At 72.5% G+C, this 26,794-nt stretch carries 30 protein-coding genes; 18 read left to right on the top strand and 12 right to left on the bottom strand.

The features are described from left to right. The first annotated feature begins 16 nt into the window (after positions 1-16). On the top strand, positions 17-454 hold the full coding sequence (locus tag DSM104329_RS25665; protein WP_259312710.1) for a hypothetical protein: 438 nt from the start codon (positions 17-19) through the stop codon (positions 452-454). A gap of 85 nt (positions 455-539) precedes the next feature. Here the strand turns inward: DSM104329_RS25665 and DSM104329_RS25660 are convergent, their stop codons facing one another. Both DSM104329_RS25660 and DSM104329_RS25655 read right to left on the bottom strand, forming a co-directional pair. Beyond that, complete coding sequence (locus DSM104329_RS25660; RefSeq protein ID WP_259312709.1) at positions 540-935, bottom strand: iron chaperone; 396 nt, start codon at positions 933-935, stop codon at positions 540-542. A 138-nt stretch (positions 936-1,073) separates the two neighbouring features. Next, positions 1,074-2,465 (bottom strand): FAD-binding oxidoreductase, encoded by a 1,392-nt coding sequence (locus tag DSM104329_RS25655; RefSeq protein WP_259312708.1) that lies wholly within the window; start codon positions 2,463-2,465, stop codon positions 1,074-1,076. Positions 2,466-2,481: 16 nt separating this feature from the next. On the opposite strand from DSM104329_RS25655, the gene DSM104329_RS25650 reads away from it, so the two are divergent. The 7 genes from DSM104329_RS25650 (at position 2,482) to DSM104329_RS25620 (ending at position 8,860) form a co-directional block, all read left to right on the top strand. Then, positions 2,482-2,721 (top strand): acyl carrier protein, encoded by a 240-nt coding sequence (locus DSM104329_RS25650; RefSeq protein WP_259312707.1) that lies wholly within the window; start codon positions 2,482-2,484, stop codon positions 2,719-2,721. A gap of 52 nt (positions 2,722-2,773) precedes the next feature. Next, positions 2,774-3,478, top strand: coding sequence for an SDR family oxidoreductase (locus DSM104329_RS25645; RefSeq protein ID WP_259312706.1), 705 nt, complete (start codon positions 2,774-2,776; stop codon positions 3,476-3,478). A 98-nt stretch (positions 3,479-3,576) separates the two neighbouring features. After that, positions 3,577-4,725: an AMP-binding protein gene (locus tag DSM104329_RS25640; RefSeq protein ID WP_259312705.1), complete on the top strand. Its 1,149-nt coding sequence runs from the start codon at positions 3,577-3,579 to the stop codon at positions 4,723-4,725. Beyond that, positions 4,718-5,746: a LuxE/PaaK family acyltransferase gene (locus tag DSM104329_RS25635; RefSeq protein WP_259312704.1), complete on the top strand. Its 1,029-nt coding sequence runs from the start codon at positions 4,718-4,720 to the stop codon at positions 5,744-5,746. Before DSM104329_RS25640 ends, DSM104329_RS25635 begins: the two co-directional genes overlap by 8 nt. Beyond that, positions 5,743-6,939: an acyl-CoA reductase gene (locus DSM104329_RS25630; RefSeq protein WP_259312703.1), complete on the top strand. Its 1,197-nt coding sequence runs from the start codon at positions 5,743-5,745 to the stop codon at positions 6,937-6,939. The genes DSM104329_RS25635 and DSM104329_RS25630 overlap by 4 nt, the downstream gene beginning before the upstream one ends. Positions 6,940-6,991: 52 nt before the next feature. Further along, the gene (locus DSM104329_RS25625; protein ID WP_259312702.1) at positions 6,992-7,903 is read left to right on the top strand and encodes an acyltransferase; all 912 of its coding nucleotides are present in this window, start codon (positions 6,992-6,994) and stop codon (positions 7,901-7,903) included. A 33-nt stretch (positions 7,904-7,936) separates the two neighbouring features. Then, the gene (locus tag DSM104329_RS25620; RefSeq protein WP_259312701.1) at positions 7,937-8,860 is read left to right on the top strand and encodes a TIGR03560 family F420-dependent LLM class oxidoreductase; all 924 of its coding nucleotides are present in this window, start codon (positions 7,937-7,939) and stop codon (positions 8,858-8,860) included. A gap of 20 nt (positions 8,861-8,880) precedes the next feature. Here DSM104329_RS25620 and DSM104329_RS25615 read toward each other — a convergent pair whose 3' ends face one another. Beyond that, positions 8,881-9,186 carry a hypothetical protein gene (locus DSM104329_RS25615; protein WP_259312700.1) on the bottom strand — a complete coding sequence of 102 codons (306 nt, stop codon included), beginning with the start codon at positions 9,184-9,186 and terminating at the stop codon, positions 8,881-8,883. A 182-nt stretch (positions 9,187-9,368) separates the two neighbouring features. On the opposite strand from DSM104329_RS25615, the gene DSM104329_RS25610 reads away from it, so the two are divergent. The 5 genes from DSM104329_RS25610 to DSM104329_RS25590 all read left to right on the top strand — a co-directional run bounded on the left by DSM104329_RS25610 (position 9,369) and on the right by DSM104329_RS25590 (position 14,778). After that, complete coding sequence (locus DSM104329_RS25610) at positions 9,369-9,746, top strand: nuclear transport factor 2 family protein (RefSeq protein WP_259312699.1); 378 nt, start codon at positions 9,369-9,371, stop codon at positions 9,744-9,746. Positions 9,747-9,824: 78 nt separating this feature from the next. Beyond that, complete coding sequence (locus DSM104329_RS25605) at positions 9,825-10,745, top strand: tetratricopeptide repeat protein (RefSeq protein ID WP_259312698.1); 921 nt, start codon at positions 9,825-9,827, stop codon at positions 10,743-10,745. Between the two features lie 170 nt (positions 10,746-10,915). Next, entirely contained in the window at positions 10,916-11,836 is a 921-nt protein-coding gene (locus tag DSM104329_RS25600; protein ID WP_259312697.1) for a hypothetical protein, read from the top strand. Position 11,837: 1 nt separating this feature from the next. Then, entirely contained in the window at positions 11,838-12,890 is a 1,053-nt protein-coding gene (locus DSM104329_RS25595; RefSeq protein ID WP_259312696.1) for a medium chain dehydrogenase/reductase family protein, read from the top strand. 19 nt (positions 12,891-12,909) lie between these two features. Next, complete coding sequence (locus DSM104329_RS25590; protein WP_259312695.1) at positions 12,910-14,778, top strand: glycoside hydrolase family 15 protein; 1,869 nt, start codon at positions 12,910-12,912, stop codon at positions 14,776-14,778. 227 nt (positions 14,779-15,005) lie between these two features. On the opposite strand, the gene DSM104329_RS25585 is transcribed toward DSM104329_RS25590, so the two are convergent. Further along, positions 15,006-15,614: a TetR/AcrR family transcriptional regulator gene (locus DSM104329_RS25585; protein WP_259312694.1), complete on the bottom strand. Its 609-nt coding sequence runs from the start codon at positions 15,612-15,614 to the stop codon at positions 15,006-15,008. A 92-nt stretch (positions 15,615-15,706) separates the two neighbouring features. On the opposite strand from DSM104329_RS25585, the gene DSM104329_RS25580 reads away from it, so the two are divergent. Genes DSM104329_RS25580 through DSM104329_RS25570 form a run of 3 tightly spaced genes read left to right on the top strand, consistent with a single transcriptional unit; the run spans position 15,707 to position 17,988 of the window. Further along, entirely contained in the window at positions 15,707-16,234 is a 528-nt protein-coding gene (locus DSM104329_RS25580) for a YceI family protein (RefSeq protein WP_259312693.1), read from the top strand. Between the two features lie 4 nt (positions 16,235-16,238). Further along, entirely contained in the window at positions 16,239-16,796 is a 558-nt protein-coding gene (locus DSM104329_RS25575) for an NADPH-dependent FMN reductase (protein ID WP_259312692.1), read from the top strand. 49 nt (positions 16,797-16,845) lie between these two features. Beyond that, positions 16,846-17,988: a sigma-70 family RNA polymerase sigma factor gene (locus DSM104329_RS25570; protein WP_259312691.1), complete on the top strand. Its 1,143-nt coding sequence runs from the start codon at positions 16,846-16,848 to the stop codon at positions 17,986-17,988. Here DSM104329_RS25570 and DSM104329_RS25565 read toward each other — a convergent pair. Both DSM104329_RS25565 and DSM104329_RS25560 read right to left on the bottom strand, forming a co-directional pair. Further along, entirely contained in the window at positions 17,948-18,745 is a 798-nt protein-coding gene (locus DSM104329_RS25565) for a class I SAM-dependent methyltransferase (RefSeq protein ID WP_259312690.1), read from the bottom strand. The genes DSM104329_RS25570 and DSM104329_RS25565 overlap by 41 nt on opposite strands. A 130-nt stretch (positions 18,746-18,875) precedes the next feature. Beyond that, positions 18,876-19,445 carry a TetR/AcrR family transcriptional regulator gene (locus tag DSM104329_RS25560; protein ID WP_259312689.1) on the bottom strand — a complete coding sequence of 190 codons (570 nt, stop codon included), beginning with the start codon at positions 19,443-19,445 and terminating at the stop codon, positions 18,876-18,878. Positions 19,446-19,521: 76 nt separating this feature from the next. On the opposite strand from DSM104329_RS25560, the gene DSM104329_RS25555 reads away from it, so the two are divergent. Then, on the top strand, positions 19,522-21,051 hold the full coding sequence (locus DSM104329_RS25555) for an MFS transporter (protein ID WP_259312688.1): 1,530 nt from the start codon (positions 19,522-19,524) through the stop codon (positions 21,049-21,051). Positions 21,052-21,126: 75 nt separating this feature from the next. Here DSM104329_RS25555 and DSM104329_RS25550 read toward each other — a convergent pair whose 3' ends face one another. The 5 genes from DSM104329_RS25550 to DSM104329_RS25530 form a co-directional block, all read right to left on the bottom strand. Further along, entirely contained in the window at positions 21,127-22,833 is a 1,707-nt protein-coding gene (locus DSM104329_RS25550; RefSeq protein WP_259312687.1) for an NHL repeat-containing protein, read from the bottom strand. Positions 22,834-22,916: 83 nt separating this feature from the next. Next, entirely contained in the window at positions 22,917-23,201 is a 285-nt protein-coding gene (locus tag DSM104329_RS25545; protein ID WP_259312686.1) for a hypothetical protein, read from the bottom strand. Next, positions 23,198-23,842, bottom strand: a complete 645-nt coding sequence (locus DSM104329_RS25540; protein ID WP_259312685.1) for a WbqC family protein — start codon at positions 23,840-23,842, stop codon at positions 23,198-23,200. Before DSM104329_RS25540 ends, DSM104329_RS25545 begins: the two co-directional genes overlap by 4 nt. Beyond that, a complete protein-coding gene (locus DSM104329_RS25535; protein ID WP_259312684.1) occupies positions 23,839-24,513 on the bottom strand; it encodes a polysaccharide deacetylase family protein in 675 nt (224 codons plus the stop codon). Before DSM104329_RS25535 ends, DSM104329_RS25540 begins: the two co-directional genes overlap by 4 nt. After that, positions 24,510-25,523: a class I SAM-dependent methyltransferase gene (locus DSM104329_RS25530; RefSeq protein WP_259312683.1), complete on the bottom strand. Its 1,014-nt coding sequence runs from the start codon at positions 25,521-25,523 to the stop codon at positions 24,510-24,512. Before DSM104329_RS25530 ends, DSM104329_RS25535 begins: the two co-directional genes overlap by 4 nt. Before the next feature lie 15 nt (positions 25,524-25,538). Between DSM104329_RS25530 and DSM104329_RS25525 the strand changes: the two genes are divergently transcribed. Beyond that, positions 25,539-26,030: a GNAT family N-acetyltransferase gene (locus DSM104329_RS25525; protein ID WP_259312682.1), complete on the top strand. Its 492-nt coding sequence runs from the start codon at positions 25,539-25,541 to the stop codon at positions 26,028-26,030. On the opposite strand, the gene DSM104329_RS25520 is transcribed toward DSM104329_RS25525, so the two are convergent. Then, complete coding sequence (locus tag DSM104329_RS25520) at positions 25,981-26,766, bottom strand: potassium channel family protein (protein ID WP_259312681.1); 786 nt, start codon at positions 26,764-26,766, stop codon at positions 25,981-25,983. The two genes, DSM104329_RS25525 and DSM104329_RS25520, sit on opposite strands and share 50 nt — an antisense overlap. Positions 26,767-26,794: the final 28 nt, after the last annotated feature.

Here is a 26,794-nt window from a genome sequence, read left to right as displayed (position 1 = left end):
AGCGCCATCCTGGTGGATGTACCGTGTCGCCATGAGAACCACCTTCTGCGCCCTGGCCGCCGTGTCGGTGGTCCTCGCGCTCGGCGCGTGCGGCGAATCCTCACAGGACAAGGCCAAGAACACCGTCTGCGATGCCCGGGCCGACATCAGCAAGCAGATCGACGCTCTGAAGGGCCTCACCCCGGCGACTGTGACCAAGGACGCCGTCACCCAGCCGCTGAACGCGATCAAGAACGACCTCACGGACATCACCGGCGCGCAGTCGGATCTCAGCAGCGATCGTCGCAGCCAGATCCAGGCCGCCAACAAGGCGTTCACGAGCTCGATCCAGCAGATCTCCAGCCAGTTCCTGAAATCGCTCTCGGCGTCCGACGCCAAGGCGCAGCTCACCACGGCGGTCCAGCAACTCGAGGCCTCCTACACGTCGACGCTCGCGCGGGTCAACTGCGGTTAGTTAGGAGCCTGTTGAGCTTTCCGCGCCGCGCGAGAGAACGCGTCCGCGGCGTGGTCCGGACGGTGGATCGCGTTGCGTCGGAACCTCATCGTTCCTTCGTCTCATCGTTCCCTTCGGCTGCGTTCATCTCGGCTTGTGCCTGGAGAAGCTGCTGAATCACCGCGGCCGGCACCTCTTGGTCGAACCTGATCCGTACCGTCTTCTTCCCGGTCACATAGCCGCTGTCTTCAAGCATCTTGCGATCTTTGCTCTGCAGCACGGCGCCGCCCAGACCAAAGCTGACATGGTTCGTGTATGCAGCAAGGCCGGCGAGGGCACCATGGTGTCGGTAGAAGGGAACGCCCCAGCTGATGCCTTCTTGCACTTCAGGCACAGTCGCTTTGATTATCGCCCGGAGCTCTTCGAGTATCGGACGAGCCGCACCGTCAGCACTGACGATGTAGGAATCAACGTCGACCGGCTTTGGAGACTTCTCTTCCATTCGATCTCGGGGTGCAACCTGACAGTTCAAGCCAGGTGCGTCGATGACGCGCGCCTCCCGCGTTGACACGTGTGCGCACCACTCTTGTGTGCGCACCGCTCCGGGTCGGTCGGGCATCACCGGTTCCGGGCGCGCCGCTCAGTCGAAGATCTTGCCGGGGTTGAGGATCCCGGCCGGATCGAGCAGCTCCTTGATCCCGCGCATCAGCGGGATCAGGTCGCCGTGCTCGATCTCGAGGTAGCCCATCTTGCCCATGCCGATCCCGTGCTCGCCGCTGCACGTCCCGCCGCGGGCCAGGGCGTCGCGGACGATCTGCCCCCGTACCGCGTGGGCCCGGGCGACCTCGTCCTCGTCGCGGGGGTCGACGGCGATCAGCGCGTGGTAGTTGCCGTCGCCGACGTGCCCGACGATCGACGCCTCCAGACCGGCGGCGGCGATCAGCCCGCGGGCGTACGCGACCGCGCCGGGCAGCTCGGAGACCGGCACGCACGTGTCGGTGCCGAACATCGCCTTGCCGAGGTTGGCGTGCTGCGTGGCGTACAGCGCGTCGTGGCGCGCCGCCCACAGCTCCTGACGCTCGGCCCACGCGCTGGACGCCTGCAGGTCCGTGCAGCCGAACTCGGCCGCCAGATCGCGCGTGGCGGCGACGTCGCCCTCGACCCCCTCCCTGCTGCCGCCGAACTCGAGGAAGAGGTGGACGTCGGCGGGCAGGCGCGTCCCGCGGTAGGCGTTGACCATCTCGATCGTCGAGGCGTCGACGAGCTCGCAGCGGATGACCGACACGCCGGTCGCGACGAGCGCCGCCGCGCACCGGCAGGCCGCCTCGATGTCGGGGAAGGGCGCGCGGACCGCGACGACGTGCTCGGGGATGCCGTAGAGGCGCAGCGTGACCTCGGTGATGATCCCGAGCGTCCCCTCCGATCCGACGAACAGCTGTCCGAGCTCGTAGCCGGCCGAGGTCTTCACGGTGCGCGAGCCGGTGCGCACCACGCGCCCGTCGGCGAGGACGACCTCCAGGCCGAGGACGTTCTGGCGCATCGATCCGTAGCGGACGGTCGTGGTGCCGCTCGCGTTCGTCGCCGCCATCCCGCCGAGCGTGGCGTCGGCGCCCGGATCGACCGGGAACCACAGGCCGTGCTCGCCGGTCGCCCTGTCGAGCGCCTTGCGGGTCACGCCGGCGCCGACCGTCGCCTGCAGGTCGGCGGGGCGGATCTCGATGCGGTCCAGGCCGGTGAGGTCGAGCGAGATGCCGCCGCGCGGCGCGAGCGACTCGCCCTCGAGCCCGGAGCCCGCCCCGAAGGCGACCACCGGGGCGCCATGCTCGCGGGCCAGGGCCAGGACGGCGACGACGTCGTCGCGCGACCGGGCGAACACCACGACGTCCGGCGGCGCGGGCGGCATGTCGGCCATGAGCGGCTCGCCGTGGGTGCGCAGAACCGACTCGCTCGTGCTCACGCGCCGCGCGTCGCCGATCGCCGCCTGCAGGTCTGCGACCAGCGCGCCGGAGTCTGCGTGTTGTCCCGCCGTCATAGCATCTGGCCCCGCCATGTCCGAAGCTCGCCTGCGTGAAGCCTTCCAGACCGCGCTCGACCTGCCCGGCGACACCGACTGGGCGGCCCTCGCGTACGCCCAGCACGAGCACTGGGACTCGCTCGGCCACATGGCGCTGGTCGCCGAGATCGAGGAGGCCTTCGACATCATGATGGACACCGACGACGTGATCGGCATGAGCAGCTACCCCGTGGCGGTGGAGATGCTCAGGACGCGCTACGACGTCGTGCTGTGAGACCCCGCGGGTCCTCACACGCGGCGGCGGCGATCCGGCGGGAGGCATCGACGTGAGCGTCGCGCTCGTCACCGGGTCGACGCGCGGGATCGGCCTCGCCGCGGCGCGGCGGCTGGCGCAGGAGGGCTACACCGTCGTGGTCAACGGGACCGACGAGGCGGCGGCGCGCGAGCGGGCGGACGGGCTCGGCGGCGATGCGCTCGCGTTCGACGTCTCTGACGCCGCCGCGGTGCAGGCGGCCGCGCGCGAGCTGTTCAAGCGCCACAAGCGCCTCGACGTGCTCGTCAACAACGCCGGCGTCCTCGAGGACGCGCTGCTGGGGATGATCAAGCCCGAGCGGGTCTTCGACGTCAACGCGATCGGCGTGCTGAACGTCATGCAGGCGTGCGCGCGGCTGATCGCGCGCGGCGGGGGCGGCTCGATCGTCAACGTGGCCTCGATCATCGGCGTCGTCGGCAACACCGGCCAGGTCGCCTACGGCGGCTCGAAGGCGGCGGTCATCGGCATGACGCGCAGCGCGGCGAAGGAGCTCGCGCCGCAGAACGTGCGCGTCAACGCGGTCGCTCCCGGGTTCATCGACACGGACATGACGCGCGCGCTGCCCGAGGAGGTCTTCGACGAGCGCGTGGCGAGCGTCGGGCTCGGCCGCGCCGGGACGCCTGAGGAGGTCGCGGACGCGATCGCGTTCCTGGCGTCGGACCGGGCGGGCTACATCACCGGGCAGGTGCTCGGGGTCGACGGGGGGATGGTCATCTGAGGCAGCTGCTCGGACACGAAGGGATCGCCCTGATCGAAGGCGAGCGGACCTGGACGTACGCCGAGCTGCGCGACAAGGTCGCAACGATCGGGGCGCGCATGCCCGGGCGCGAGCTGGTGCTCGTGCGCTGCGGGCCGGACGCACTGTCGGCGATCGGCTACCTCGCCGCGCTCGCTGCGGGCCATGCCGTCGTCCTGCTCGAGGCGGGCGCCGACCCGGGGCCGGTGATCGAGCGCTACGACCCGCGCTACGTCGTCGAGGATCGCCAGGTGAGCGAGCGCGACGCCGCGCCGGCCGAGCTGCATCCCGACCTGCGCGTGCTGCTGTCGACCTCGGGCTCGACGGGGTCGCCGAAGCTCGTCCGGCTGACGGCACGCAACGTGCTGTCCAACGCCGAGGCGATCGCCGAGTACCTGGGCATCGACTCCGGCGAGCGGGCGATCGGCTCGCTGCCGATCCCGTACTCGTACGGCATGTCGGTCCTGCACTCGCACCTGTACGCGGGCGCGAGCATCGCCTTCACGCCGCACTCGGTCATCCGGCCCGAGTTCTGGGAGGACGTGCGCCGCCACGAGGTCACGTCGTTCGCGGGCGTCCCGTACGCGTACGCGATGCTCGAGCGCATCGGGATGCGCGACATGGACCTGCCGTCGCTGCGCTGCATGACCCAGGCCGGCGGGCGCCTGGACCCGGAGGTCGCGCTGCGCTACGCGGCGCGAACGCGGTTCTTCGTCATGTACGGGCAGACCGAGGCGAGCCCGCGCATCGCCTACGTGCCGCCCGAGCGCCTGGCCGAGAAGGCGGGGTCGATCGGCATCGCCATCCCGGGCGGGCGGCTGCGGGTGGACGACGGCGAGATCGTCTACGAGGGGCCGAACGTCATGCTCGGCTACGCGGAGACCCGCGCCGACCTGGCCCGCGGCGACGACCTCGGCGGCGTGCTGGCGACCGGCGATCTGGGGCACGCCGACGACGACGGCTTCTTCTACGTCACCGGGCGCCTGAAGCGGATCGCGAAGGTCTACGGCCAGCGGGTCAACCTCGACGAGGTCGAGGCGGCGGTCGACGGGCCCGCTGGCGCGGTGGAGGGCCGTGACCGCATCGAGGTGTACGCCGAGCGCGGCGCCGACGCACGGGCGCTGGCCGCCCGCTTCCGCCTGCCGCCGCGGGCGATCCGCGTCCACGAGCTCGAGCGGCTGCCGGTGCGGCCGTCGGGCAAGATCGACTACGCGGCGCTCGATGGCTGAGTACGACGAGCCCCAGGCCGGCAAGGAGCGGCGGCTGGCGGCGGAGCTGACCCGGCTCGTCCACCACCACCGCGCGGCATGCGCGCCGTACCGGCGGATCGTCGACGTCGTCGCGCCGGGCTTCGCCGCGGCCGCGGCGCCCGCCGACGTCCCGCACCTGCCGGTCTCGCTGTTCAAGACGCACGAGCTGCGGTCCGTGCCGCGCGACGCCGTGTTCAAGACGCTCATGTCGTCGGGGACGACCGGCCAGGCGCCGAGCCGTATCTACCTCGACCGCGCGTCGGCCGCCGCGCAGACACGCGCGCTCGCGGCGACGATGCAGCATTGGCTCGGCCCGCGGCGGCTGCCGATGCTCATCGCCGACACGCGGTCGGTGCTGCAGGACCGCACGCAGTTCACCGCGCGCGGGGCGGGCATCCTCGGCATGGCGCCGTTCGGGCGCGACCACCTCTACCTCCTCGACGCGAGCGAGGAGGAGCGGGGCGCGTGGCTGGCCAAGCACGCCGGCGAGCCGGTGATCGTGTTCGGCTTCACGTTCATGGTCTGGCAGCACCTGCCCGGCGGCGCCGACCTGCGCGGCGGGATCCTCATCCACTCGGGCGGCTGGAAGGCGCTCGCCGACCAGGCGGTGACGCCCGAGGAGTTCCGCCGGGTCGTCGCGGCGCGCACGGGGATCGAGCGCGTCCACAACTTCTACGGGATGGCCGAGCAGACCGGGACGGTCTACGTGGAGTGCGAGGCCGGGGCGCTGCACGCGCCCGCCACGGGCGACGTCGTCGTCCGCGATCCGGCGACGTGGGCGCCCGCGCCACGCGGCGAGCAGGGGGTGGTGGAGGTCGTCTCCACGCTGCCCGAGAGCTATCCGGGCCACGCGCTGCTCACGGAGGACCTCGGCCGCGTCGTCGCGGTCGACGACTGCCCGTGCGGGCGGCTGGGCCAGGCGATCGCGCTCGACGGACGGGTGCCGAAGGCGGAGCTGCGCGGGTGCAGCGACACGGCGGCGGCGGTGTTGACCGGATGAGGGTCGAGACGCTCGTCCCCCGCCGCGGGGAGGCCGAGCTGGAGGAGATCGCCGCGGCCCTCGCCGCGGGCCCGAGCGCGCCGCCGTTCGCCGAGGAGCTCGTCGAGTTCTGCCACGGCATCTCCCGCGCCCTGTTCGGGGACCGGCGGGCCAAGCGCCATCCCGAGCTCGTGCCCCTCGCGTCGTTCCTGCGGCGCGCGTCGGTGGCGGCGCTGGCGCAGGAGTTCGCCGCCGAGGCGCGCCCGGACGTCGTCCAGGTCCCACGCGGCCTGGCGTTCCACGTCCCGCCCTCGAGCGTCGACACGATGTTCGTCTACTCGCTCGCTGTCTCCCTGCTGGCCGGCAACCGCAACGTCGTGCGCGTCTCGCCGCGGCGGTCGGTGACCACCGAGGTGCTCGTCGACGCGCTGAACGCCGCGGCCGCCGACCACCCCGCCGTGGCGGCCTCGATCGCGGTCGTCTCCTACGGCCACGAGCTCGAGCCGAGCGCGCTGCTGTCGCGCCACGCCGACGTGCGGGTCATCTGGGGCGGCGACGCGACGATCGAGACGATCCGCGCGCTGCCGCTGGCGCCGCACGCGACCGAGCTGCTGTTCGGCGACCGGTTCTCGCTGGCCGTGCTGCGGCCGGGCGCCGAGGACCCGGCCGACCTGGCGCGGCGCCTGTTCAACGACGCCTACTGGTTCGACCAGATGGGCTGCTCCTCGCCGCGGCTGGTCGTCGGCGTGGGCGACGGGGCGTGGCCCGCGCTCGAGGCGCTCTTCGACGCGCTGCACGGCGAGGTGCGCCACCGCGGCTACGGCCTGGAGCTCGGCGCCGTGCTGGCCAAGCGCACCGCCGTCTACGGCGCGCTGGCCGACCGGCCGGTGCGCCGGATGCGCGAGGGGGGCAACGAGCTGACGGTGCTCGAGCTCGCGACGCTCGACGGCTTCGACCGCACGCACCCGGGCGCGGGGCTCTTCTACGCGGCGACGGTCGACTCGCTGGACGCGCTCGCCGGGTTCGTGGTGCGCAAGGATCAGACCATGACCATCAGCGGCTTCGACGGCACGGAGGTGGCGAGCCTCGTGCGCGCGGTCAACGGGCGCGGCATCGACCGCATCGTGCCGTTCGGCGAGGCGCTGACCTTCGGGCGCTTCTGGGACGGCTACGACCTGCTGGCCGAGCTGACGCGGCGGGTGAATGCGCCGTGAGATCCTGCGGGTCCTCACACCCCGACGCTCCGACCCTGCGAGGCAGTGCATCGTGAGCTCCGCCGGCATCTCGCCCCAGGCCGAGATCGCGCCCGGCGTGGTCATCGAGGCCGACGAGGTCACCATCGCCGCGGGCGTCAAGCTCCTGCCCGGAACGGTCCTGCGGGGCAAGTCGATCCGCATCGACCGTCGCGCCGAGCTCGGCCCGGACGTGCGCATCGACTGCCGCGAGGTCGTCATCGGCGAGGAGACGATGCTGCGCGCGCGCGTGACCGCGGCAGGGCTCGCGCTGCCGGACTCGCGGTTGGAGCTGGGCCGCCGCGTGCGCGTCTTCCAGGACACGTTCCTCAACCCGTCCAAGCCGCTCGTCGTCGGTGACGAGAGCGGCCTCGGCGGCCGATCGCTGATCTTCACCCATGCGGCGTGGCAGTCGATCCTCGAGGGCTATCCCGTCGAGTTCGCCCCGATCACCATCGGGCGCAACGTCTGGCTGCCGTGGCAGGTGTTCGTCCTGCCCGGGGTCGAGATCGGCGACGACGTCACGGTCGCCGCGGGCTCGGTGGTGAGCCGCTCGATCCCCGGTGGCTCGCTGGCCGCCGGCTACCCGGCGCGCGTACTCAAGCGGGCGCCGGACTATCCGCCCACGCCGCCGCCCGAGGAGCAGTGGGAGATCGCCCGCCGCGTCTTCCGCGACCTCGCCTGGTTCCTCACCGAGCGCGGCGAGACGGTGACGGCGAGCGAGGGCGACGGCTGGCTGTCGCTGGGGCGCGTCGCGCTCGTCCGCGACGCGGCGGTGGCGGTGCCGGCGGGCGCCGAGGTGGTCGCCGCGCTGCACGGGCGGCCCGCCTCCGGTGACACGTGGCTGGCGCTGCTGGACCGCGAGCGTGGCGGCGAGGAGACCGCGCTGGCCGAGGCCGTGGCCGAGTTCGTCTCGCGCTTCGGGCTGCGCTTCCAGCGCGTCTGACCGCCGCCACGCGCTTCGTGGCACCCTCCCTCCATGGACCTCTGCGTGATGATCGAAGGCCAGGAGGGCGTGAGCTGGCCGCAATGGCAGGCGCTCGCGGACGCGTGCGAGCGCCACGGCATTCCCGCGCTGTTCCGCTCGGACCACTACCTGCCGCTGGGCGGCCGGCTGGAGCGTGAGGTCCACGATGCCTGGGCGACGATCTGCGCGCTCGCCGCGACGACCGAGCGGCTGCGCCTCGGGACGCTCGTCTCACCCGCCACGTTCCGTCATCCGTCCGTGTTGGCGAAGCTGGCGGCCGGCGCCGACCAGATCTCCGGCGGGCGGATCGACGTCGGCCTCGGCGCGGGCTGGAACGAGGCCGAGCACGCCGCCTACGGGTTCCCGTTCGGCACGATGGGCAGCCGGATGGAGGTCTTCGCCGAGCAGCTGGAGATCGTGCACGGGCTGTGGACGAGCGACGACTTCTCGTTTGCGGGCGAGCACTACCGGCTGACCGGCGTCGACGCCCTGCCCAAGCCGGTGCAGCGCCCGCACCCGCGGCTCATCGTCGGCGGCGTGGCCAAGCCCCGGACGGTGCAGCTCGCCGCCCGCTGGGCCGACGAGTACAACACCGTCTTCGCGGGTCCGCAGGAGTGCCGCGAGCGCCGGGCGGCGGTCGCCGCGGCGTGGGCCGCGGCCGGGCGCGACCCCGGCACCCTCGTCTTCTCGCTCATGACCGGGTGCGTCGCCGGCCGCGACGAGGCCGAGCTCGCCCGCCGCACCCGGCGCCTGCAGGACGAGCACGGCATGACCCCGCCGGCCGAGTGGGTCACGGGCACGCCGGACGCCGCGATCGCCCAGCTGCGCGCGCTGCGCGACGCCGGCGTCGACCGCGTGATGCTCCAGCTGCTGCTGCACGACGAGCTCGAGCAGATCGAGCTGATCGGCACGGAGCTGGCGCCGGCGCTCGCCTGAGCTCCGCGGTGACGGGTGGGTCAGCCCGGCCTCGGGATCGTGAACGTCTGCGCGCTGTTCGGATCGCCGTTGGGATCCTGGATGAGGCCGCCGCCGATCGTCACTCCCGTGAGCCTCGCACCACGCGGCCGCCGCGGGAGGCAGAGGTCGTGCATGTTGTCGGCGTTGAACGAGGTCGCCTGATCGTGGAGGTCGGCGACGTCGAGCGGGGCGACGGCGACGACCCTGCCGTCTCGCCGCGTGTAGATCGCGCGGTACGACGCGACGACCGGGGCACCGACCTCGTCTCCCGCGGGGTGGGCCGTCAGCCCGTTGGACCACATCACGCGCACGAAGGTCCGGCCGACCGTGCAGCAGCACCTTTCAGGCAGATATCCGGGTGATCGAGAGTACCTGTCTGCTCGGCCGACCTGGCGGTCCCGTCACTTCGCGCGAAGCGCGAACGCCAGAGGTTGCAGCACGTCGGTCGGTGCGCAAGGCTCGGCTCTTCCAACGAGGGGACGCAGCCATGCCCAGCGCGAAGATCGGCACCTCGATCCTCCAACGCCTTCTCGACGCGTTCAACGCCCACGACGTCGATGCGATCATGTCCTTCTTCGCCGAGGATTGCGTCATGGACATGCCACGTGGGCCGGACCCGGGTGGACGGCGGCTCGTGGGCAAGCAGCAGGTTCGCGAGGGGATCGAATCCCGACTTGCCGGCATTCCGGACGTCAACTACGGCGACGATCGCCACTGGCTCTGTGGCGATCGCGGGGTCTCGGAGTGGACACTCCGCGGCACGCAGGTGACGGGGCGGCAGATCGAGGTACGCGGGTGTGATCTGTTCGAGTTCAGTGACGGCAGGATCAGCAGGAAGGACTCCTTCTGGAAGATCGTCGACTGACAACAGCCGTGCCTTCATGGTTGGGACGCCAGGGTTTGTCCAACCCGAGTTGCCAGTCGGATATGGGACCGCTACGTTGTGTCCATACCGGCGATCGAGGACACTGTCGCGGAGTTCGATCGCCTCTCGCGCGAAACACGCGACGTTGATCGACTTCTCGAGGGCCTCCGCGAGGTATTCCGCGCCAAGCGCGAGTTGAAGACAGGCGTTGGTGTCGCCGATGGCATCGGACCCGCAGGGTTTCGTGTCCTGTCGAGCGCCGCCATTCCGTTGTCAGATCGCAAGCGAATCGCTGAAGCGCTCCAGCATGTGCTCGGAGACTCTGGCTCCTACAGCATCGTGATCGATCGGAAGATGCGGGCGCTCGACCGCGAAGCGTCGTATGGAAAACATGCCGATCCGTTCCTCGTGCATGAACTCGAGACGCTCAGGCAAAGGCTCTGGCTCCACGAGCTCTGCGCGTCGACGACGGATACGGCGCAGCTATGGCAGCTGGACGATGCTCTGAAAGAGGCAGACGATGATGAAAGCCGCTTGGTGGTGCTTCGGCGCTTGCTCGATCTGCATCCCAACACCCGCACCTTGAACGCGTTAGGGGCCGCGTACCGTCGTACCGGACAGCTCGATGCAGCGCAGTTGGTCCTCACGGCGTCTGTGCAGCTCGACGGCGCCGTGGCGTCGAACGTCGCGGCGCACACTGCACTCGTCGCCCTTGACCGTAGACGCGGCGACACGGCCTCGCTTCAGCGGGCACACCGCAACGGACGGAAGCTCGTCGAGGCCAGGCCCGACGACTCGTATTGTCTCGCGGCGCTGGCGGGAGTCGAGATCAGCCTTGAGCACCCGATCGAAGCAGAGCAGCTCCTAGCGCGTGCAACGGCACTGGAGCCCACGCTGCACGTCGTCACGTCGCACATGCGGGACCTCGTTGCGCTGTACCAGCGGCTGGGCCGTTTCGAGGATGCGGATCGGCTGCGACGACTTCTTGCAGCGAGCTGAGCCGAAGGCGCGCGCTGCAACCCGATGGTGCTCGGCGGGACGCGCCGGATCCTTGAGCTTCGCCCGCGGTGCGGTTGGCGTGGCTGCGCGAAGCGACAGCAGCCGCGCCGCTCCCGTGCGCAGCGCTGATCGGTACGTAGTTCTCCGGCCCGCGCGACCTCGTACTACGGATGCGCGGCGCGGCCGTCGGGAGGACGTTGGCGGCGAGGGTTCGAGGAAAGGGGGCGTCGATGTCCGCCTCAAACGTCACCGCACTGTCTGTGACGCCGGATGCGCCGTCGCGATGGACCGGCGGGCGCATCGCGATGATCGTCGCGGGAAGCCTTCTGGCGCTCATCGCGTTGGCCGCGGTCGTTCTCGGCGCGTACGGCCTCTGGCTGCACACCACCCAACGCTCGGATGGCTACGTGATGACCTCCAGCGAGCGCTTCGGTACGGGCAGCTATGCCCTGGCCACGAGCACGTTGCACGTCAGCTCCGACGTGCCCGGCTTCCTCTACGGGCGCGACTGGCTCGGAGACGTGCGCATCCGTGGCGAGAGCGCGAATCCGGCCCGGCCGCTGTTCATCGGGATCGCCCGCAAGGGCGATGTCGACCGCTACCTGGCCGGCGTTGCGCACTCGGAGGTGGTGGACGTCAACGCGAACCCGTTCGGGACGAACTACCGGCCGAGCTACCGCGCGCATGCCGGCGGCAAGCCCGCGGTCCCACCCGGCCGCGAGAAGTTCTGGGTTGCTCAGGTCGCGGGGCGTGGCAGCCTGTCGCTCGCCTGGGGCGTCGAGCACGGGAACTGGGCCGTTGTCGTCATGCGGCCCGACGGCTCGCGCGGGGTATCCGCCGATCTCGCTGCCGGCGCCAAGGTGCCGGCGCTCCTGTGGGCATCGATCGGCGTGCTCGTGGCCGGGATCCTCACCCTGGGCGGCGCGGCCGCGCTGATCTACTTCGGCGCGCGCGACCGACGCCGCGGACGCACGCCCGGCGCATCGCCACCAGCCGCGGCTCGCGCTGAGGCATCGGCACGAAGCCCCGACGTCCAGACACGAACGCCGGACGACGGCGATGGATCCAACGAGCTTGGAGGGAGTGGGTGAGATGAAGCGCGTCGTGGTCGATCACTACGGCGGCCCCGAGGTCCTGACCGTGGTGGAGGACGCCGATCCCCGACCGGGACCGGGCGAGGTGCGCGTGAGGGTCCTCGCCGCGGGGGTGTCGTTCACCGATGCCCAACTGCGTGCCGGGACGTACCTCCCGGGCGCCCCGAAGCCGCCGTTCACGCCCGGCTACGAGCTCGTCGGCGTCGTGGAGGAGCTGGGTCCTGACTGCTCGAGGCTGCGCGTGGGCGATCGCATCGGGGCGCTGACGGTCTGGGGCGCCGACGCCGAGCGGGTCTGCGTGCCGGAGTCCGGCGCGGTCGACGTTCCCGAGGACCTCGATCCGGGCGAGGTGCTCAGCCTGCTCTTCCCGTACATGACCGCCTACCAGGTGCTCCACCGCACGGCCAAGGTGAAGAGCGGAGAGACGGTGCTCGTACACGGCGCGGCCGGCAGAGTCGGCATCGCGGCTCTCGAGCTGGGAGCCGTGGCCGGGCTCCGCCTCTACGGGACCGCGTCGGCCCGCGACCGCGCCAAGGTCGAGGCGCTCGGTGCGGTGGCCATCGACTACCGCAACGAGGACTTCCTGGCTCGCGTACGCGAGGAAGCCGGCGGTGTGGACGTCGTCGTCGACAGCCTGGGCGGCCCGATCTCGCTGCGCTCGTTCCGCGCGCTGCGGCGCGGCGGAAGGCTCGTCGTGTTCGGCCGGTACAGCACGCTCAAGGACGGGCACAAGGACTGGGCTGCGGTGGTCAGGTGGTATGCGGCGATCGCGGCCGTCTGGCTCTGGGACAAGCTGTCGCCCCGCCGGAAGGTGTTCGCCTACCACGTCCAGAAGTACCGCGACCGGGTGACGAGGCGACCGGGAGCGGTCGGCGGGGAGCCCATGGACCCGGAGTGGTTCCGGGAGGACTTCGGCGCGCTGACCGATCTGCTGCGCGCGGGCAGGATCCATCCGGTCGTCGCCGAGCGCCTTCCGCTCACCGAGGCGCGTCACGCGCACGAGATGCTGGAGAGCGCGGCATCGAAGGGCAAGCTGGTGCTCGTGCCGTGAGGCGGGAGGACGCTCACTGATGGCGCTCGACGTCCGCCCCCTCCGCTTCGCGACCCGTCCGCAGCCGGGCGGGTCGCATGCGGCGGCGCGCTACCTGCCCATCGCCGAGCACGGCCTGATCGGCGATCTGCACACGGTCGCCCTGGTCGGCACCGAGGGCACGATCGACTGGTACTGCTGCCCGCGCTTCGACTCCCCGAGCGTCTTCGCGGCGATCCTCGACGCCGACCGCGGCGGCCACTTCCGTGTCGCGCCGGACGGCGACGGTTGGAGCGCCAAGCAGCTCTACCTGCCTGACACGAACATCCTCATCACGCGCTTCCTGACACCCGAGGGCGTGGGCGAGGTGCAGGACTTCATGCCCCCGCCGCGGACCGGCGGGGCGGCGCATCGCCAGCGCATGATCCGGCGGATCGTCGCGGTCCGCGGGCGGATGCGCTTCGTCGTCGATGTCGCCCCGCGCTTCGACTACGCGCGCGCCCGCCACGAGGTCGCGCTGACTGCGCGCGGTGCGCTGTTCCGCTCGCGGGATCTCGCGCTCGGCCTGTCGACGCGCTGTCCGCTGGAGACCGTCGACGGCCGCGACGTTCGCGCGCGCTTCGCCCTCCAGGCCGGGGAGGTGGCCACGTTCGTGCTCGACCGCGTCGAGCGTGACGAGCTGCCGGAGCCGTGCTCGGAGGCTGACGTCGCCGCCGAGTTCGACGCCACCGTCGCGTTCTGGCGGCGCTGGTTGGGCCGCTCCCGCTACGCCGGGCGCTGGCGCGAGATGGTGCATCGCTCGGCGCTGACGCTCAAGCTGCTGACGTACGCGCCGACCGGTGCGATCGTGGCGGCACCCACCACGAGCCTGCCGGAGCAGCTCGGCGGCGCCCGCAACTGGGACTACCGCTACACGTGGATGCGCGACGCCGCCTTCTCGCTCTACGCGCTGCTGCGTCTCGGGTTCACCGAGGAGGCCGGTGCGTTCATGCAGTGGCTGGAGGGCCGCTTCCGCCACGCGGTGGATCGCGAGTCGGGCCCGCTGCAGGTCATGTACGGCATCGACGGGCGCGAGGACCTGCCCGAGGAGGAGCTCGCGCATCTGGAGGGCTACATGGGCTCGGCGCCGGTGCGGATCGGCAACGGCGCGGCCACCCAGCTGCAGCTCGACATCTACGGCGAGCTGATGGACGCCGTCTACCTCTGCAACAAGGGCGGGCTGCCGATCTATCACGACGGGTGGGTCGAGCTCACCCGCAACCTCGAGTGGCTGATCGAGCACTGGGACCAGCCCGACGAGGGCATCTGGGAGACCCGGGGCGGGCGCCGCGACTACACGTACTCCCGGCTGATGAGCTGGGTCGCGGTGGAGCGCGCGATCCGGATCGCCCGCCAGCGCGGCCTGCCCGCCGACATCGGCCGCTGGATCGCGGTTCGCGACCGGATCTACGCCGACATCATGCAGCGCTGCTGGCACCCGGGCCGGCGGGCGTTCGTCCAGCACGGTGCGACCGACGTCCTCGACGCCTCGCTGCTGCTGATGCCGCTGTGCAAGTTCATCGCGCCGACCGACCCGCGCTGGATCTCCACCCTCGACGCGATCAGCGCTGAGCTCGTCTCCGACAGCCTCGTCTACCGGTACGACCCCGACGCGTCACCGGACGGGCTCGCCGGCACCGAGGCGACGTTCTCGCTGTGCTCGTTCTGGTGGGTGGAGGCCCTCGCGCGGGCCGGCCGCCTCGACGAGGCGCGGCTCGCCTTCGAGAAGATGCTCACCTACGCCAACCACGTCGGGCTCTACTCCGAGGAGATCGGGCCGACCGGGGAGCAGCTCGGAAACTTCCCCCAGGCCTTCACCCACCTGGCGCTGATCAGCGCCGCCTACAACCTCGACCGCCAGCTCGGGTGAGCGCCGGGGCGCTCGTCTCCTCGCCCTCCCAGACACTGGTCGTCTTCGGCGCGTCCGCCGATCTGGCCCGCCGCAAGCTTGCCGGGGTCCACACGCCTCGCCCGCTGATCCTGTCGCCGCGCCGGCGCTGAGCGCCGTCAGCGCGACAGAATCGCGGCCACAGCGGGCCGAACCGCCCCGCCGATTCAGGCCGTCATCATCTTGCCGACCAGAACCGCCTCGCCGACTCAGGCCGTCATCATCTTGCCGACCAGGTCCGCGTAGCCGTCCTTCAGCCGCTCGAGCGGCATGTGGCGCACGCGGCGCTGGTGGGCGAAGACCTGGGCGGACAGGGCGCCGAGCAGCACGTCGGTGGTGTAGTCGACGTCGCAGTTCGGCCGCGCCTGCTCGACGAGCATCCGGACGTGCAGCCAGTGGACCATGTAGGGCTCCGAGCGCAGGAAGCCGCCGGCGCTGTGCAGCTCGGCGTCGAGCAGCAGGTCGAGGTGCGCCTCGAGGCGGTCGAGCATGGCGGCGCCGAACCCGACGAGCCGCATGCAGGGTGGCGCGCCCGGACCGACGGGCGGCGGGCCGTGCAGCAGCGCCTCCTGCAGCTCGCGCTCGCTCTCGTCGAGCACGGCGAGCGCGAGGGTCGCGCGGTCGCCGAAGCGCCGGAACAGCGTCCCCTTGCCCACGCCGGCCTCCGCGGCGATCGCGTCCATCGACGTGCACTGCACCCCCTTCTCGGCGAACAGGCGCTGCGCCGCGGCCAGGATGCGGCGGCGGTTGCGGGCGGCGTCGGCGCGCTCGCGCGGCTCGGTTCCGATGACGGGGAGTTCCATGGTGGCGGGGGTCATGATCATCTCTTGCGGACTGTAGTCCGGTTATGGTATCGTACTCGCAACAAGCGGACTGCGGTCCGGACTACCCACATCCAGAGGAGAATCAGATGGCCACCGATGTCACCCCGGAGCGTCTTGCCGGCACGTGGAACTTCGCCCCCGTGCACTCCGCGGCGACGTTCTCCGTGAAGTACCTCGTCGCCCCGTTCCGCGGCGAGCTCACCGACGTCCAAGCACAGCTCGAGGGCGGCCGGCTCACCGGCGCCGTCAAGGTCGCGTCGATCGCGGTCAAGGACGAGAACCTCGCAGCCCACCTCCAGGGCCCGGACTTCTTCGACGCCGAGCAGCATCCGGAGATCGCGTTCTCGAGCGATCGCATCGAGATCGACGGCGACCGCGTCACGCTCACCGGTGAGCTGACGATCAAGGGCGTCTCGCAGCCGGTGACCGCCACCGGCACCATCAGCGGCCCGACCGAGGACTTCATGGGCAACGTCCGCCTCGGCCTGAGCCTCGAGGCCACGATCGACCGCACGGCCTACGGCGTCAGCTGGAACGCTCCGCTGCCCAAGGGCGGCAACGCGCTCGGCAACGACGTCACGCTCGCCGTCGAGCTCGAGTTCCACAAGGCGTAGGGCGATGCGGATCCTGGCCATCTCGGGATCCCTGCGGCGCGACTCGCACAACACGGCCCTCCTGCGGGCGGCAGCGCAGCTGCTGCCGCCCGAGGTGGAGCTCGTGCTCTACGAGGGCCTGCGGGACATCCCGCCCTACGACGACGACGAGCACCACGCGCAGCCCGCGTCCGTGCAGCGCCTCAAGCAGGCGATCGCGGAGGCCGACGCCGTGCTCGTCTCGACCCCGGAGTACAACCACTCCATCCCGGGTCAGCTGAAGAACGCGCTCGACTGGGTGTCGCGCCCGCTCATCAGCAGCCCGCTGCGCAACAAGCCCGCCGCGGTGGTGGGCGCGAGCACCGGCATGTTCGGTGCCGTGTGGGCGCAGGCGGAAGCGCGCAAGGTGCTCCAGGCGATCGGCGCGCGCGTGCTCGACCGGGAGCTGCCCGTGCCGTCGGCGGACGACCAGTTCCATCCCGACGGCCGGCTGAGCGACGAGGAGACCGAGCGCGGCCTGGCCGCGACGATCGAGGAGCTCACGGCCGCGGTCGCCGAACGACGCGAGCGGATCGCGGCATGATGTGTCCGGTTCGGGCGCCCTCGCGCGTCTGAACCGGTATGTGGCCCACATGACCCAGATCGAAGTCATCTTCCACGAGCAGCGCGGGCCGCTGATGGCCCGCCTGCAGCGCATCGTGGGCGACCGCGAGACCGCCGCCGATCTTTGCCAGGAGACCTTCGTCCGTGCGTGGCGCAAGGCGCCGGCCGACGCGACGCCTGAGCAGCACCGCGGCTGGCTGCACCGCACGGCGTCGAACCTGGCGCTCGACGAGCTGCGCCGCCGCCGGCTTCGCCACCCCGCCGTCCTCGACGAGGAGCGCTGGGGCGGGTCGCATCCCGAGCCGGTCGAGCGCCTGCACGCGCGGGAGGCGATGGCCTCGCTCACGCCGCACGAGCGGATGGTGCTCCTTCTGCGCTTCGAGGCCGGGCTCAGCCACCGCGAGCTCGGTGCGCTGCTCGACGTCACCGAGGAGGCGGCGCGCAAGCGCGTCGAGCGCGCTCGGGGCGCGTTCGCCGAGGCCCTGCGCGGGCGGCGCGCCGACGGGCCGCTCGTGCTCTTCCTCCGCGGCAAGCATGACGACGAGGCGTTCCGCGCCTGGATCGAGGCCGCCGGCGGCCGCATGCGCAGCATCGACCACGACAGCCTCGACCGCGAGCTCGCCGGCGCCGACGCGCTGCTGCTCGGCGCGAGCTTCCGCGACATCCACCCGGCGCTCTACGGCGAGGAGCTGCGCTTCGGCGCCGGCGACGAGGACCTCGCCGCCGACCAGCGCGATCTGCGCGCGGTGCGTGCGGCCCTGGCGGCCGACGTGCCGATCGTCGGCGTCTGCCGCGGCCACCAGATGCTGAACATCGCGCTCGGCGGATCGCTGTGGCAGGACATCGCGTCCGAGGGTGCCGGCGGCGCCGACCACGTCAGCGGCGCGCACCCGATCGACACGGGCGAGAACAGCCTGTCGCGCACGATCCTCGGGCGCCGGACCGAGGTCGTCAGCGAGCACCACCAGGGCGTGCGCCGGCTGGGCCGTGGGGTGCGCGTGACGTCGCTGTCCGGCGACGGGATCGTCGAGATGGTCGAGGTGCCGTCGAAGCGGTTCGTGCTCGGGCTGCAGTGGCACCCGGAGCACACGGACGTCGCCGAGGCGGGCGGACGGGTCGCCGCCGCGCTCGTCAGCGCGGCGCGGACGTCGCCGACGCGGCTGGCGGCCTGAGGCGATAGAAGTGGTAGGAGTGCCACTCGTCGACGCGGTGGTCCTCCTGGCCTGAGACCTCGAGGCCCGCGCGCGCGAAGAGGGCGACGGCCTCGCCGGGCCCGAAGCGCTCCATGTGGAAGCGGTCCTCCGCGCCGTCGGGCACCTCGAGCGCCTCGTACCAGTCGTGCGAGACGGCCGGCTTCGGCGCCCCCGCCCGCTTGTGGCCGAGGTAGACGGCGATCGTGCCGCCGGGCCGCAGCATGCGCACGGCCTCGGCGAGCGCGACGTCCGGATCGACGAAGTGGTCGAGCGTGCCCGCGAACAGGACGACGTCGAAGCCGGCGTCCGCGAACGGCAGGTGCTCGGCGAGGGCGCGGTAGCGCTCGTAGCGGGCCTCGCGCTCGCCGACGAGCGGGTCGACGCCGACGAAGCGCGTTTCCTCGGCGTGGCGGTCGAAGTACGCCGGCCAGGGCTGGGGGCCGCAGCCGACGTCGAGCACGTCGCCGTGCAGCTGCGCGAAGGCGGAGAAGCGCCGGACGTCGTCGCGGTCGCCGACGCCGAGGTTGTGCTCGGGGTCGGCGGTGTAGCTGACCTCGCCGTTGTCCTGCAGGCGCTCCCAGACCTCCCACTCGCCGTCCGTCCACGTCTTGCGCGGCGGGGTGAGGTCCCAGGCGAACGGCAGCCGCCGGTACGGGGCCCGGCAGCCGGGGCACGCGACCGCGTCCCCCTCGAGGGCGGGCAGCGGCGTCCGACAGGCGGGACAGGCGAGGCGCATGGGCCCGCCGCACGCTACCGGGCCACCGCGCGGCTCCTCCTCTGGCCCACTGCGCGACGTGTGGCTGTCCGTGCCCGCTCAGCGGGCATGGACAGCCGAACGCGGCGGGCGAAGGGGCTTTGTTCGCCGCTCAGGCGGGGTCGAAGTAGCGCTGCAGGCTCGGCGCGATGAGGGCGACGATCTCCTCGTGGCCGGCGGAGGCGATCGGCTGCACCTCGACGACGTAGCGCGCGAGGACGAGCCCGATGATCTGCGTCGCCGCCGCGGTGGCGCGCAGCTCCGCGCCGGGGCCGTCGATCGCGGTCGCCAGCCGCGCCACGATCTCGCGCTCGACGAACCCGCGCAGCAGCTCCTGCTGGCTGTCGACCGAGCGCAGCATGGCGCGCAGCGGGCCGCCGGTCTGCGGGTCGTCCCAGACCTGCAGCAGCAGCCGCAGAAGGCGCTCGGCGAGGTCGTCGGTGCCCTGCGCGAGCAGCCCGGCGATGGCGTCGGCCGGGTTGACCGGCAGCTCGAGCGCAGCGGCGAACAGCTCCCGCTTGGAGCCGAAGTAGTAGTGCCCGAGCGCGACGTCGACGCCGGCCTCGGCGGCCACGCCGCGCATCGTCGTGCCGTCGTAGCCGCGTTCGGCGAACGAGCGGCGGGCGGCGGCGAGGATCGCTTCGCGGGTCTGGGGCTTGCCGGGGCGGCGGCCTTTCTTCATCAGGTGTTGAAATATAGCGGCGACCGTGGCATCATCCGGCTTCAACAGTCGTTGAATTCTCCGGGAGGTGACCAGCATGTCCCCCGAACGCCGCCGTGTCCTGCTCACCATGTGCCTCGCGCTGGCGACCGTCGTGAGCACCGTCGCCTCGCTCAACGTGGCGCTTCCGGACATCGCCCGCGAGACCGGCGCCACGCAGACGCAGATCCAGTGGATCGTCGACGCCTACGCCCTCGTCTTCGCGGGCCTGCTGCTGCCGGCGGGCGCGCTGGGCGACCGGCTCGGCCGGCGGCGCATCCTCCTGCTCGGCCTGGCGATCTTCGGCCTCGCCTCCGCGGCGGCCACGCTCATCGACCAGCCGGGCGCCCTCATCGCCGTCCGCGCCACGATGGGACTCGGCGCGGCGCTCATCATGCCGACCACGCTTTCGGTGATCACCAGCTCGTTCGGCCCCGGCGAGCGCGACCGCGCCGTCGCCATCTGGGCCGGCGTGGCCGGGGGCAGCGCGCTGCTCGGCCTGCTCGTCTCGGGCGCGGTGCTCGAGGTCTTCAGCTGGCCGTCGATCTTCGTGCTGAACGTCGTGCTCGCCGCGCTCGCCGCGGCGGGGACCGTCCGGTTCGTCCACGAGGGCCGTGCGCCCGAGCGCCCGCCGCTCGATGCCGGCGGCGCCGTCCTGTCGGCGCTCGCGCTGACCGCGATCGTCTGGGCGTTCATCGAGGGGCCGCAGCGCGGGTGGGGCGACGGGCTCGTCGTCGGCGGCTTCGCCGTGGGCATCGCCCTCGGCGCGGCGTTCGTCGCCCACGAGCTGCGCCGCGAGCAGCCGATGCTCGACCCGCGCCTCTTCCTGCTGCGCGGCTTCGGCGCCGGGTCGCTGTCGCTGCTCGTGCAGTTCTTCGGCATGTTCGGCTTCATCTTCGTCCTGCTGCAGTACGTGCAGTTCGTGCTCGGCTACTCGCCGCTCGAGGCGGGGATCGCGCTCGCCCCGATGGGCGTCGTGCTGATCGGCGTGTCGTCGCGCGTGCCGCGGCTCATCGACCGCTTCGGCGTGCGCCGGATCGGGCCGCCCGGGCTGGCGATCGCCGGCGGCGGCATGGCGATCCTGTCGACGCTCGGCCCGGACGCCTCCTACTGGCACCTGCTGGCCGGCCTGCTCGTCCTCGGCTTCGGCCTGGCGCTGGCCACGACGCCCGCCACGACCGCCATCGTCGAGTCCGTGCCGGCCGAGAAGCAGGGCGTGGCGTCGGCGGTCAACGACGCCTCCCGCGAGGTCGGCGGCGCGCTCGGCATCGCGGTGCTCGGCAGCGTCCTGGCCGCCGCCTACAGCTCGAGCCTCGGCGACGCGCTCGCGGGCTCGGGCGCGCCCGCCGAGGCGGTCTCGCGCGCGCAGGAGTCCCTGCCGGCGGCGATGGCGATCGCGGAGCGCATCGGGCCGCGCGGCGCGGACCTCGCCACCGCGGCCGGCAACGCGTTCGCCGACGGGCTGAGCGTCGCGCTGCTGGTCGCCGCCGCGGTGATGGTCGCGGGCGCGCTGGTCGTCTACCTTCGCGGCCCGCGCAGCGAGGTGGCGACCTGCCCGAGCGTGCCCTCCGCCGTCCCGCCGAGCTGATGGCCTGCGGTCGGGCGGCGACGCGGCCGACGAACTCGGTCGCCCGCGCGCGCGGCCGCGGGATTCACCGCACGGTCACGAAAAGCATCGGTCCGGGCCGTCGAGCAGCCCGAGCCCGACGCTGCCGTTCGGGCGCAGGACGACGTCGCTCGTCACCGAGCACTGCCTGTCGGGCCGTTCGATCGCGCACGTGGCTCTGGTCGTGCCGACGAGCTCGCACCCCGTGACGGTGGCGGCCTGGGATGGTCTGCGGAACGTGAACACGTCGCCCTGACGCACGAGCCGCGTCAGCTCGTCGCGCGCCGCGTCGGCGGTGAGCACCCCGCCGGGGTAGACCAGGACCGTGTCGCTGACCCGGTGCGGAACCGCCGCGGCCGAGGTGGCGGTGACCGAGAGCCTGTAGCGCCCGGGGTCGACCGGCTCTCCGAGCGCGATCACGTGCTCTCCCGCGGGCATGTCGGTCGTGGCCTCCCGGACGACCTGCCCGTCGCGGCGGGCCGTCGCGACGATGGTCGCCGGCCGGGTGAGATGCACGTGGGCCTGCAGGACGAGGGGCGAGGTGAGGGTCGCCGCGCCGATGCCGATCGCCAGGCGCCGGGGGTCGGCGGGTGCCCAGTAGCGGATGCGCGAGACGTCGTTGAAGTAGACGCCGCCGTCGCGCGCGGGAGCGAGGTCCTCGGTGTAGACCGCCGTGGCGCGGGGTGGGATGCCGTTGAGGAACGGCGGGCTCAGCTGCGCCCACGAGTCGCCGATGACGTCGGACGTCCCGGCCACCAGACGCGCACGACCGCGGGCATCGACGCGGATGATCCTGTTCGCGCTCTCGTCGTGCTCCCAGCCGGGTGCCGCGAGGAACCCGCCGTCGTCGGTGGCGACGAGGCTGCGCACCTGCAGCCGGGTCAGGGTGGTGATCCTTCCGCTCGGCGCGACGCGGCGCACCCCGCCGGGGCCGTGGGTGAGGTTCAGGGGGTGGAGCCCGCCGCCCTCGGCGATGAGGAAGCCCCCGTCCGGCTGGACGGAGAGCGCGACCGGCTGCGCGACCCCGGCGCTGGTCGCCGGGCCGCCGTCGCCGCTGGGCCGCCCGCGTCCGTCGCCGGCCACCGTCGTGATCCTTCCGGCGCGTGAGACGCGCCGGACCCGGTTGTTCACCGAGTCCGCGATGAGGAAGCTGCCGTCGGGCAGCACGGCGAGCGCCTTCGGTCCGTCGAGCTTCGCCCGGACGGCCGGGCCCCCGTCGCCGCCGAACCCGGACACCCCGCCTGTGCCCCGGGGCTTTCGCGTGCCGGCGACGGTGCGGATGGTGCCGTCGGGAAGGATGCGGCGGATGAGGTCGCCGAACTGCTCGGAGACGAGGACGCTGCCGTCGGGCAGCTGCGCCAGGTCTGAGATCCAGTCGAAGCCGGCCTGGGTGGCCGGCCGCCCCTCGCGGTGCGAGCGCGCGCGGCCTCCCGCGAACAGCCGGAGCCCCCCGCCCGAGCCGACCCGGTAGATCGTGTTCACGTCCGCCGTGACGAGCAGGCTCCCGTCGGCGAGCTCCAGCATCTGCTCCGGCAGGTCCAGCGTCGCGGTGGTTGCCGGCTCTCCGTCCGAAGGAGGGCGCACCCAGGCCGACTCGTCCAGGAGCCACCCGGCGGCGGTGTAGACCCGGCCCGCGGGCATCGGATCCGCCGTCACGGGGCGCCCGCGCGGGGCCGCACCGGAGGCCGCGGCGGGGAGGGCGGTCGCCAGGACCGCGGCGACCGCCAGTAGCTTCGACACCCGGGCGGCGACAAGTCGGCGCATGGGGCACAGCTTGCGCTCGCGGCGCGCAGCAGGCAGCCGGGGTCGCCCGCAGATCTGGTGCGTAGTCGCCCGGCGGCCGGTGCTCAGCGGGGCCGGTGGCCTCGGCGGCTGTTGCGCTTGTGGCGGGCTCGGTGGCGTGGCCCGCGGGTCGGGCGCTCGGCTCGGTTCTTCGTGGTCGTCGTGGCCGCGGCGACGAGTGCGGGTGCGGCCAGCGTGTCCGTGTGGCGGGCGGGGCTCCACGCCTCGTCGCTGCTCGGTGCGAACGCGCGGTCGAAGTAGGCGTGAAAGAACGCCGGGACCGTCGAGAGCTCGGTGGGCGCCGCTTGCGCGACGAGCGCACACCCCGCGGCGGCGAGCGCGCGCCTCACACGGCGCCGCGCATCCGCCCGTCGACGATCGACAGCCCGGGCGGAGCGCCCGTGTCCGGATGGGCGAAGCCATGCAGCCGGAACCCGAGGCCGGCCGCGGCGTAGCGCGGCTCCTCCTGGTAGCCGTCGGCGCCGTCGCCGGACAGGTACGCGTCGCCGCCCGCGGCGCGGACGAGGTTGATCAGCAGGTCCGTCGCGGCGCCGCCCACGTCGCCCAGCTCGGACTGGCGCACGAGCTTGTGCGCGTGCTCGGGCGCGAGGCGGCGGATCGCGTGCTCGTTGAGCTCGGCGATCAGCTCGGCGTCGTGCTCGAGCAGCTCCCGCACCAGCGGCATCGTCTCGGAGAAGAGCGGCGCCCGCGCGTACTCCATCTCGATGGTCCGCAGCGCCTTGCGCCGCCAGGGCTGGCGGTCGTCGACACGTACCTCGCGGATGCGCTGCACCCCCTCGCGCACGACCGGCGCGGTCAGCCACGCCGGCCCGCCGCCGATCATGAGCTGCACCCGGTTCGTGTACGTGCCGCGCGACGTGCGCGGGAACTGGACGTCGTCGAGCAGGACGAAGCGGTCGCACTGCGCGAGCTTGTCGAAGAAGCCCAGCCAGGGCAGGAAGTTCGGCTGGTGGCAGGCGACGAGGGTCAACGCTGCACCGCCAGCACGGCCTTCTGGTCCTCGGTCGCCAGCTCGTCGACCGTGGTGCACAGCCGCTGCGCCTGCTCCTCGAGGATCGCGCGCAGCGGCCGCCCCGACCACAGCGTCGGGTGCGTCAGGAACTGGATCCGCGTCGCCGCCCGCAACTCGGCCTCCGGGTCCTTGCCGCGCCAGTTCTGGTTGGAGTCGCTGAGGTAGGCGATGTCGCCGAAGAAGCGCGGCGCGTACGTGTTGACGAGCGGGGCGGGCAGCACGAGGTGGCCGGCCGGCCGCACGCCGGGCATGTGGAACGAGACGACCCGCACCGCGGCCTCGTAGCGCGACTCCAGCAGCGTCACGTCGCGGATCACGCCCTCGAGGACCTCGTCGTCGGAGGTCATGTCGCTCGAGTCGAAGTGCAGCCCGAGCTCGTGCCCGCACTCCAGCAGCGTCCGCACGGCGCCGTCCGCCTCGTCGTCGAGGCCGTAGAAGCGCGAGCGCACCTGCAGGCAGTACGTCGAGACGGCGCCCTGCTCGGCCTCCACGCGCGCCATCGGCTCGATCCACTTCGGCCGGTCGTCGATGTCGTGGCGCAGCAGCAGCGCCCGCTCCGGCAGTTCGTCGGCAAAGCGCACGCTCGGCGGCCCGAGCGCGATGAGCCGCCCATACTCCTCGAACGTCACCGCTTCGTCGCGATGATCGTGATGCCCGACCGGTGGATGTGCTCGTGCTCCACGTCGAGGCCGGCCTCGCCGCACCAGCGCCGGACCTCGTCCTCGGTCTGGCGGAAGGCGTTCTTCGGCGCGTACCAGTCGAAGTTGATGTGGTGCATCTCGCCGAACGTCATCGCCGGGTCGTAGTAGGCCTTGAAGACGTCGTAGTAGAACAGCCGCTGCAGGTCGACCCGGCCGGCCTCGATGCCGAGCACGTCGATGTCCTCGGGCACGTCGATCTCGACGCCCAGCTCGCCGAGCGCGATGCCGAGCTTCGTCAGCGGCTCGAGCGCCGTCCACGCCTCCTCGGGCGTCATCTCCTGCAGTTGGGCTCGGATCGCGTCGTCGGTGAACTCGCGGATCAGCGACTTGCGGCGGTAGACGTAGAAGAGGATGCGCCCGCCGGGGCGCAGCAGCGGCGCGACCGCCTTCAGCGCCCCCTCGGTCGAGTCGGTGTGGTGCAGGACGCCCTCGGAGAAGATCACGTCGACGCTGCCCGGCGCCAGCGGCAGCCGGGTCAGGTCGGCCTGCAGGAACGCGGCGTCCAGCCCGCGGTCGGCGAAGCGCCGCCGCGCGACGTCGACGGCCGGTGTCAGGTCGGCGCCCAGGTAGCGCACCCGGTCGCCCAGCGGCCCGAACACCTCGAGGCCCGACACGCCCGCGCCGCAGCCGGCGTCGAGCACCAGCGGGCGCCCGCCGTACTCCCCCCACCACGGCGCGTCGGCGACCCGGCCGTAGCGCGACTCGAGCCAGCCGCGCATCAGCTCGAGCGCCTCGGGCCGCGTGAACGTGTCCTCCTGCGTCCATTTGAAGCCGAACATCTCGGTGGTCTCAGCCTGGTCGTCGGAGAGCAGCTGGCGCATGCGCGGGATGCCGTCGCGCACGACGAGCTCCTGCCCGCGGACGGTCAGCGTCGCGCCCTCCTCGAGCGACGGCACGCCGAGGACGTCGGCCAGCCAGGTTGCGGTGGCGGTGGACATGGGATCGTGCAGGGTATGACGCTCGCCCTCGAACCGCTGCGCGACGAGGACTCCGACACGCTCTACGCGTGGATCAACGATCGCGAGCTCGTGGAGCTCAGCGCGACCTACCGGCCGGTCTCGCGCGTCGAGCACGACGCCTGGTTCGCCGGCATCCGCCGCCGCGACGACGCCGTCATCTTCGCCATCCGCGAGGACGGCGAGCTCGTCGGCACGTGCCAGCTCATCGTCGCGGGCGACGAGGCGGAGCTGCGCATCCGCGTGGGAAGGCCGAGCGCGCGCGGACGCGGCCTCGGCACGCAGGCCGTGCGGCTGCTGACCGCCCGGGGGTTCGAGGAGCTCGGTCTGCGCCGGATCTGGCTGCAGGTGTTCCGAGCGAACCCCCGCGCGATCCGCGCCTACGAGAAGGCTGGGTTCACGGTCTGCGGTGAGCAGGGCCCGACCGTGCTGATGGACCTCACGGCCGCTGCGGCCGCTCCTCGTCCTGCGCCGCCAGACGGCGGTTGAGCTCCTCGACCTGGGCCGACAGGCGGGCGACCTGGGCGGCGAGGTCGTCCTGCGCGGATGGCGCCGCCGCCGACGGCCCTGGCGCGAGACGGAAGAACGACGCCAGCACGCCCGCGAGGACGCCGAGCACGGCGATGCCCGAGATCATGAGCACGGCGCCGGTGAGCCGTCCGACCGCGGAGGTCGGCACGAGGTCGCCGTAGCCGACCGTCGTGAGCGTGACGACCGCCCACCACAGCCCGTCGCCGAAGTTGTCGAAGCCGCCCGCGGGGCCGTCGGAGCGCTGCACGATGACGGCGCAGGCGACGACCAGGAGGACGACGAAGATCACGACCCGGTTGAGCTGGCCGGCGAGCACGCGCTGCCTGCCGCTGACGACGAGCAGGCGCGTGAGCCGCACGAGGCGCAGCAGCGCGAGGAAGCGCGTGTTGAAGAGGCCCGGGATGAGGAACCGCGGGGCGGACAGGATCACGATCGCCAGGTCCACCTGGCCGAGCCGGGTGCGCAGGTAGCCCGGTACGAGCCGCAAGCGCACGACGAGGTCGACGAGGAAGACCGCCCACGACGCGAGCGCGACCTCCCCGACGGGATCGCCGCGGCGCTCGCGGTCAGCCGAGCGCGGCGCAGCGCGGCGCGCGGCACTGCGGCAGCGACGCCGACGCCGACGCCGACGCCGACGCCGACGCAGCCGGCCGCGAAGCCACCTCGACGGCGCGGCGCCGCCGCCCCGTCGCACAGGGCGCGGGGCGGCAGCGGGGCGCGGC

It is taken from the genome of Capillimicrobium parvum (genome assembly GCF_021172045.1).
Taxonomy (GTDB): domain Bacteria; phylum Actinomycetota; class Thermoleophilia; order Solirubrobacterales; family Solirubrobacteraceae; genus Capillimicrobium; species Capillimicrobium parvum.
This window is presented reverse-complemented; position numbering and strand designations above follow the sequence as displayed.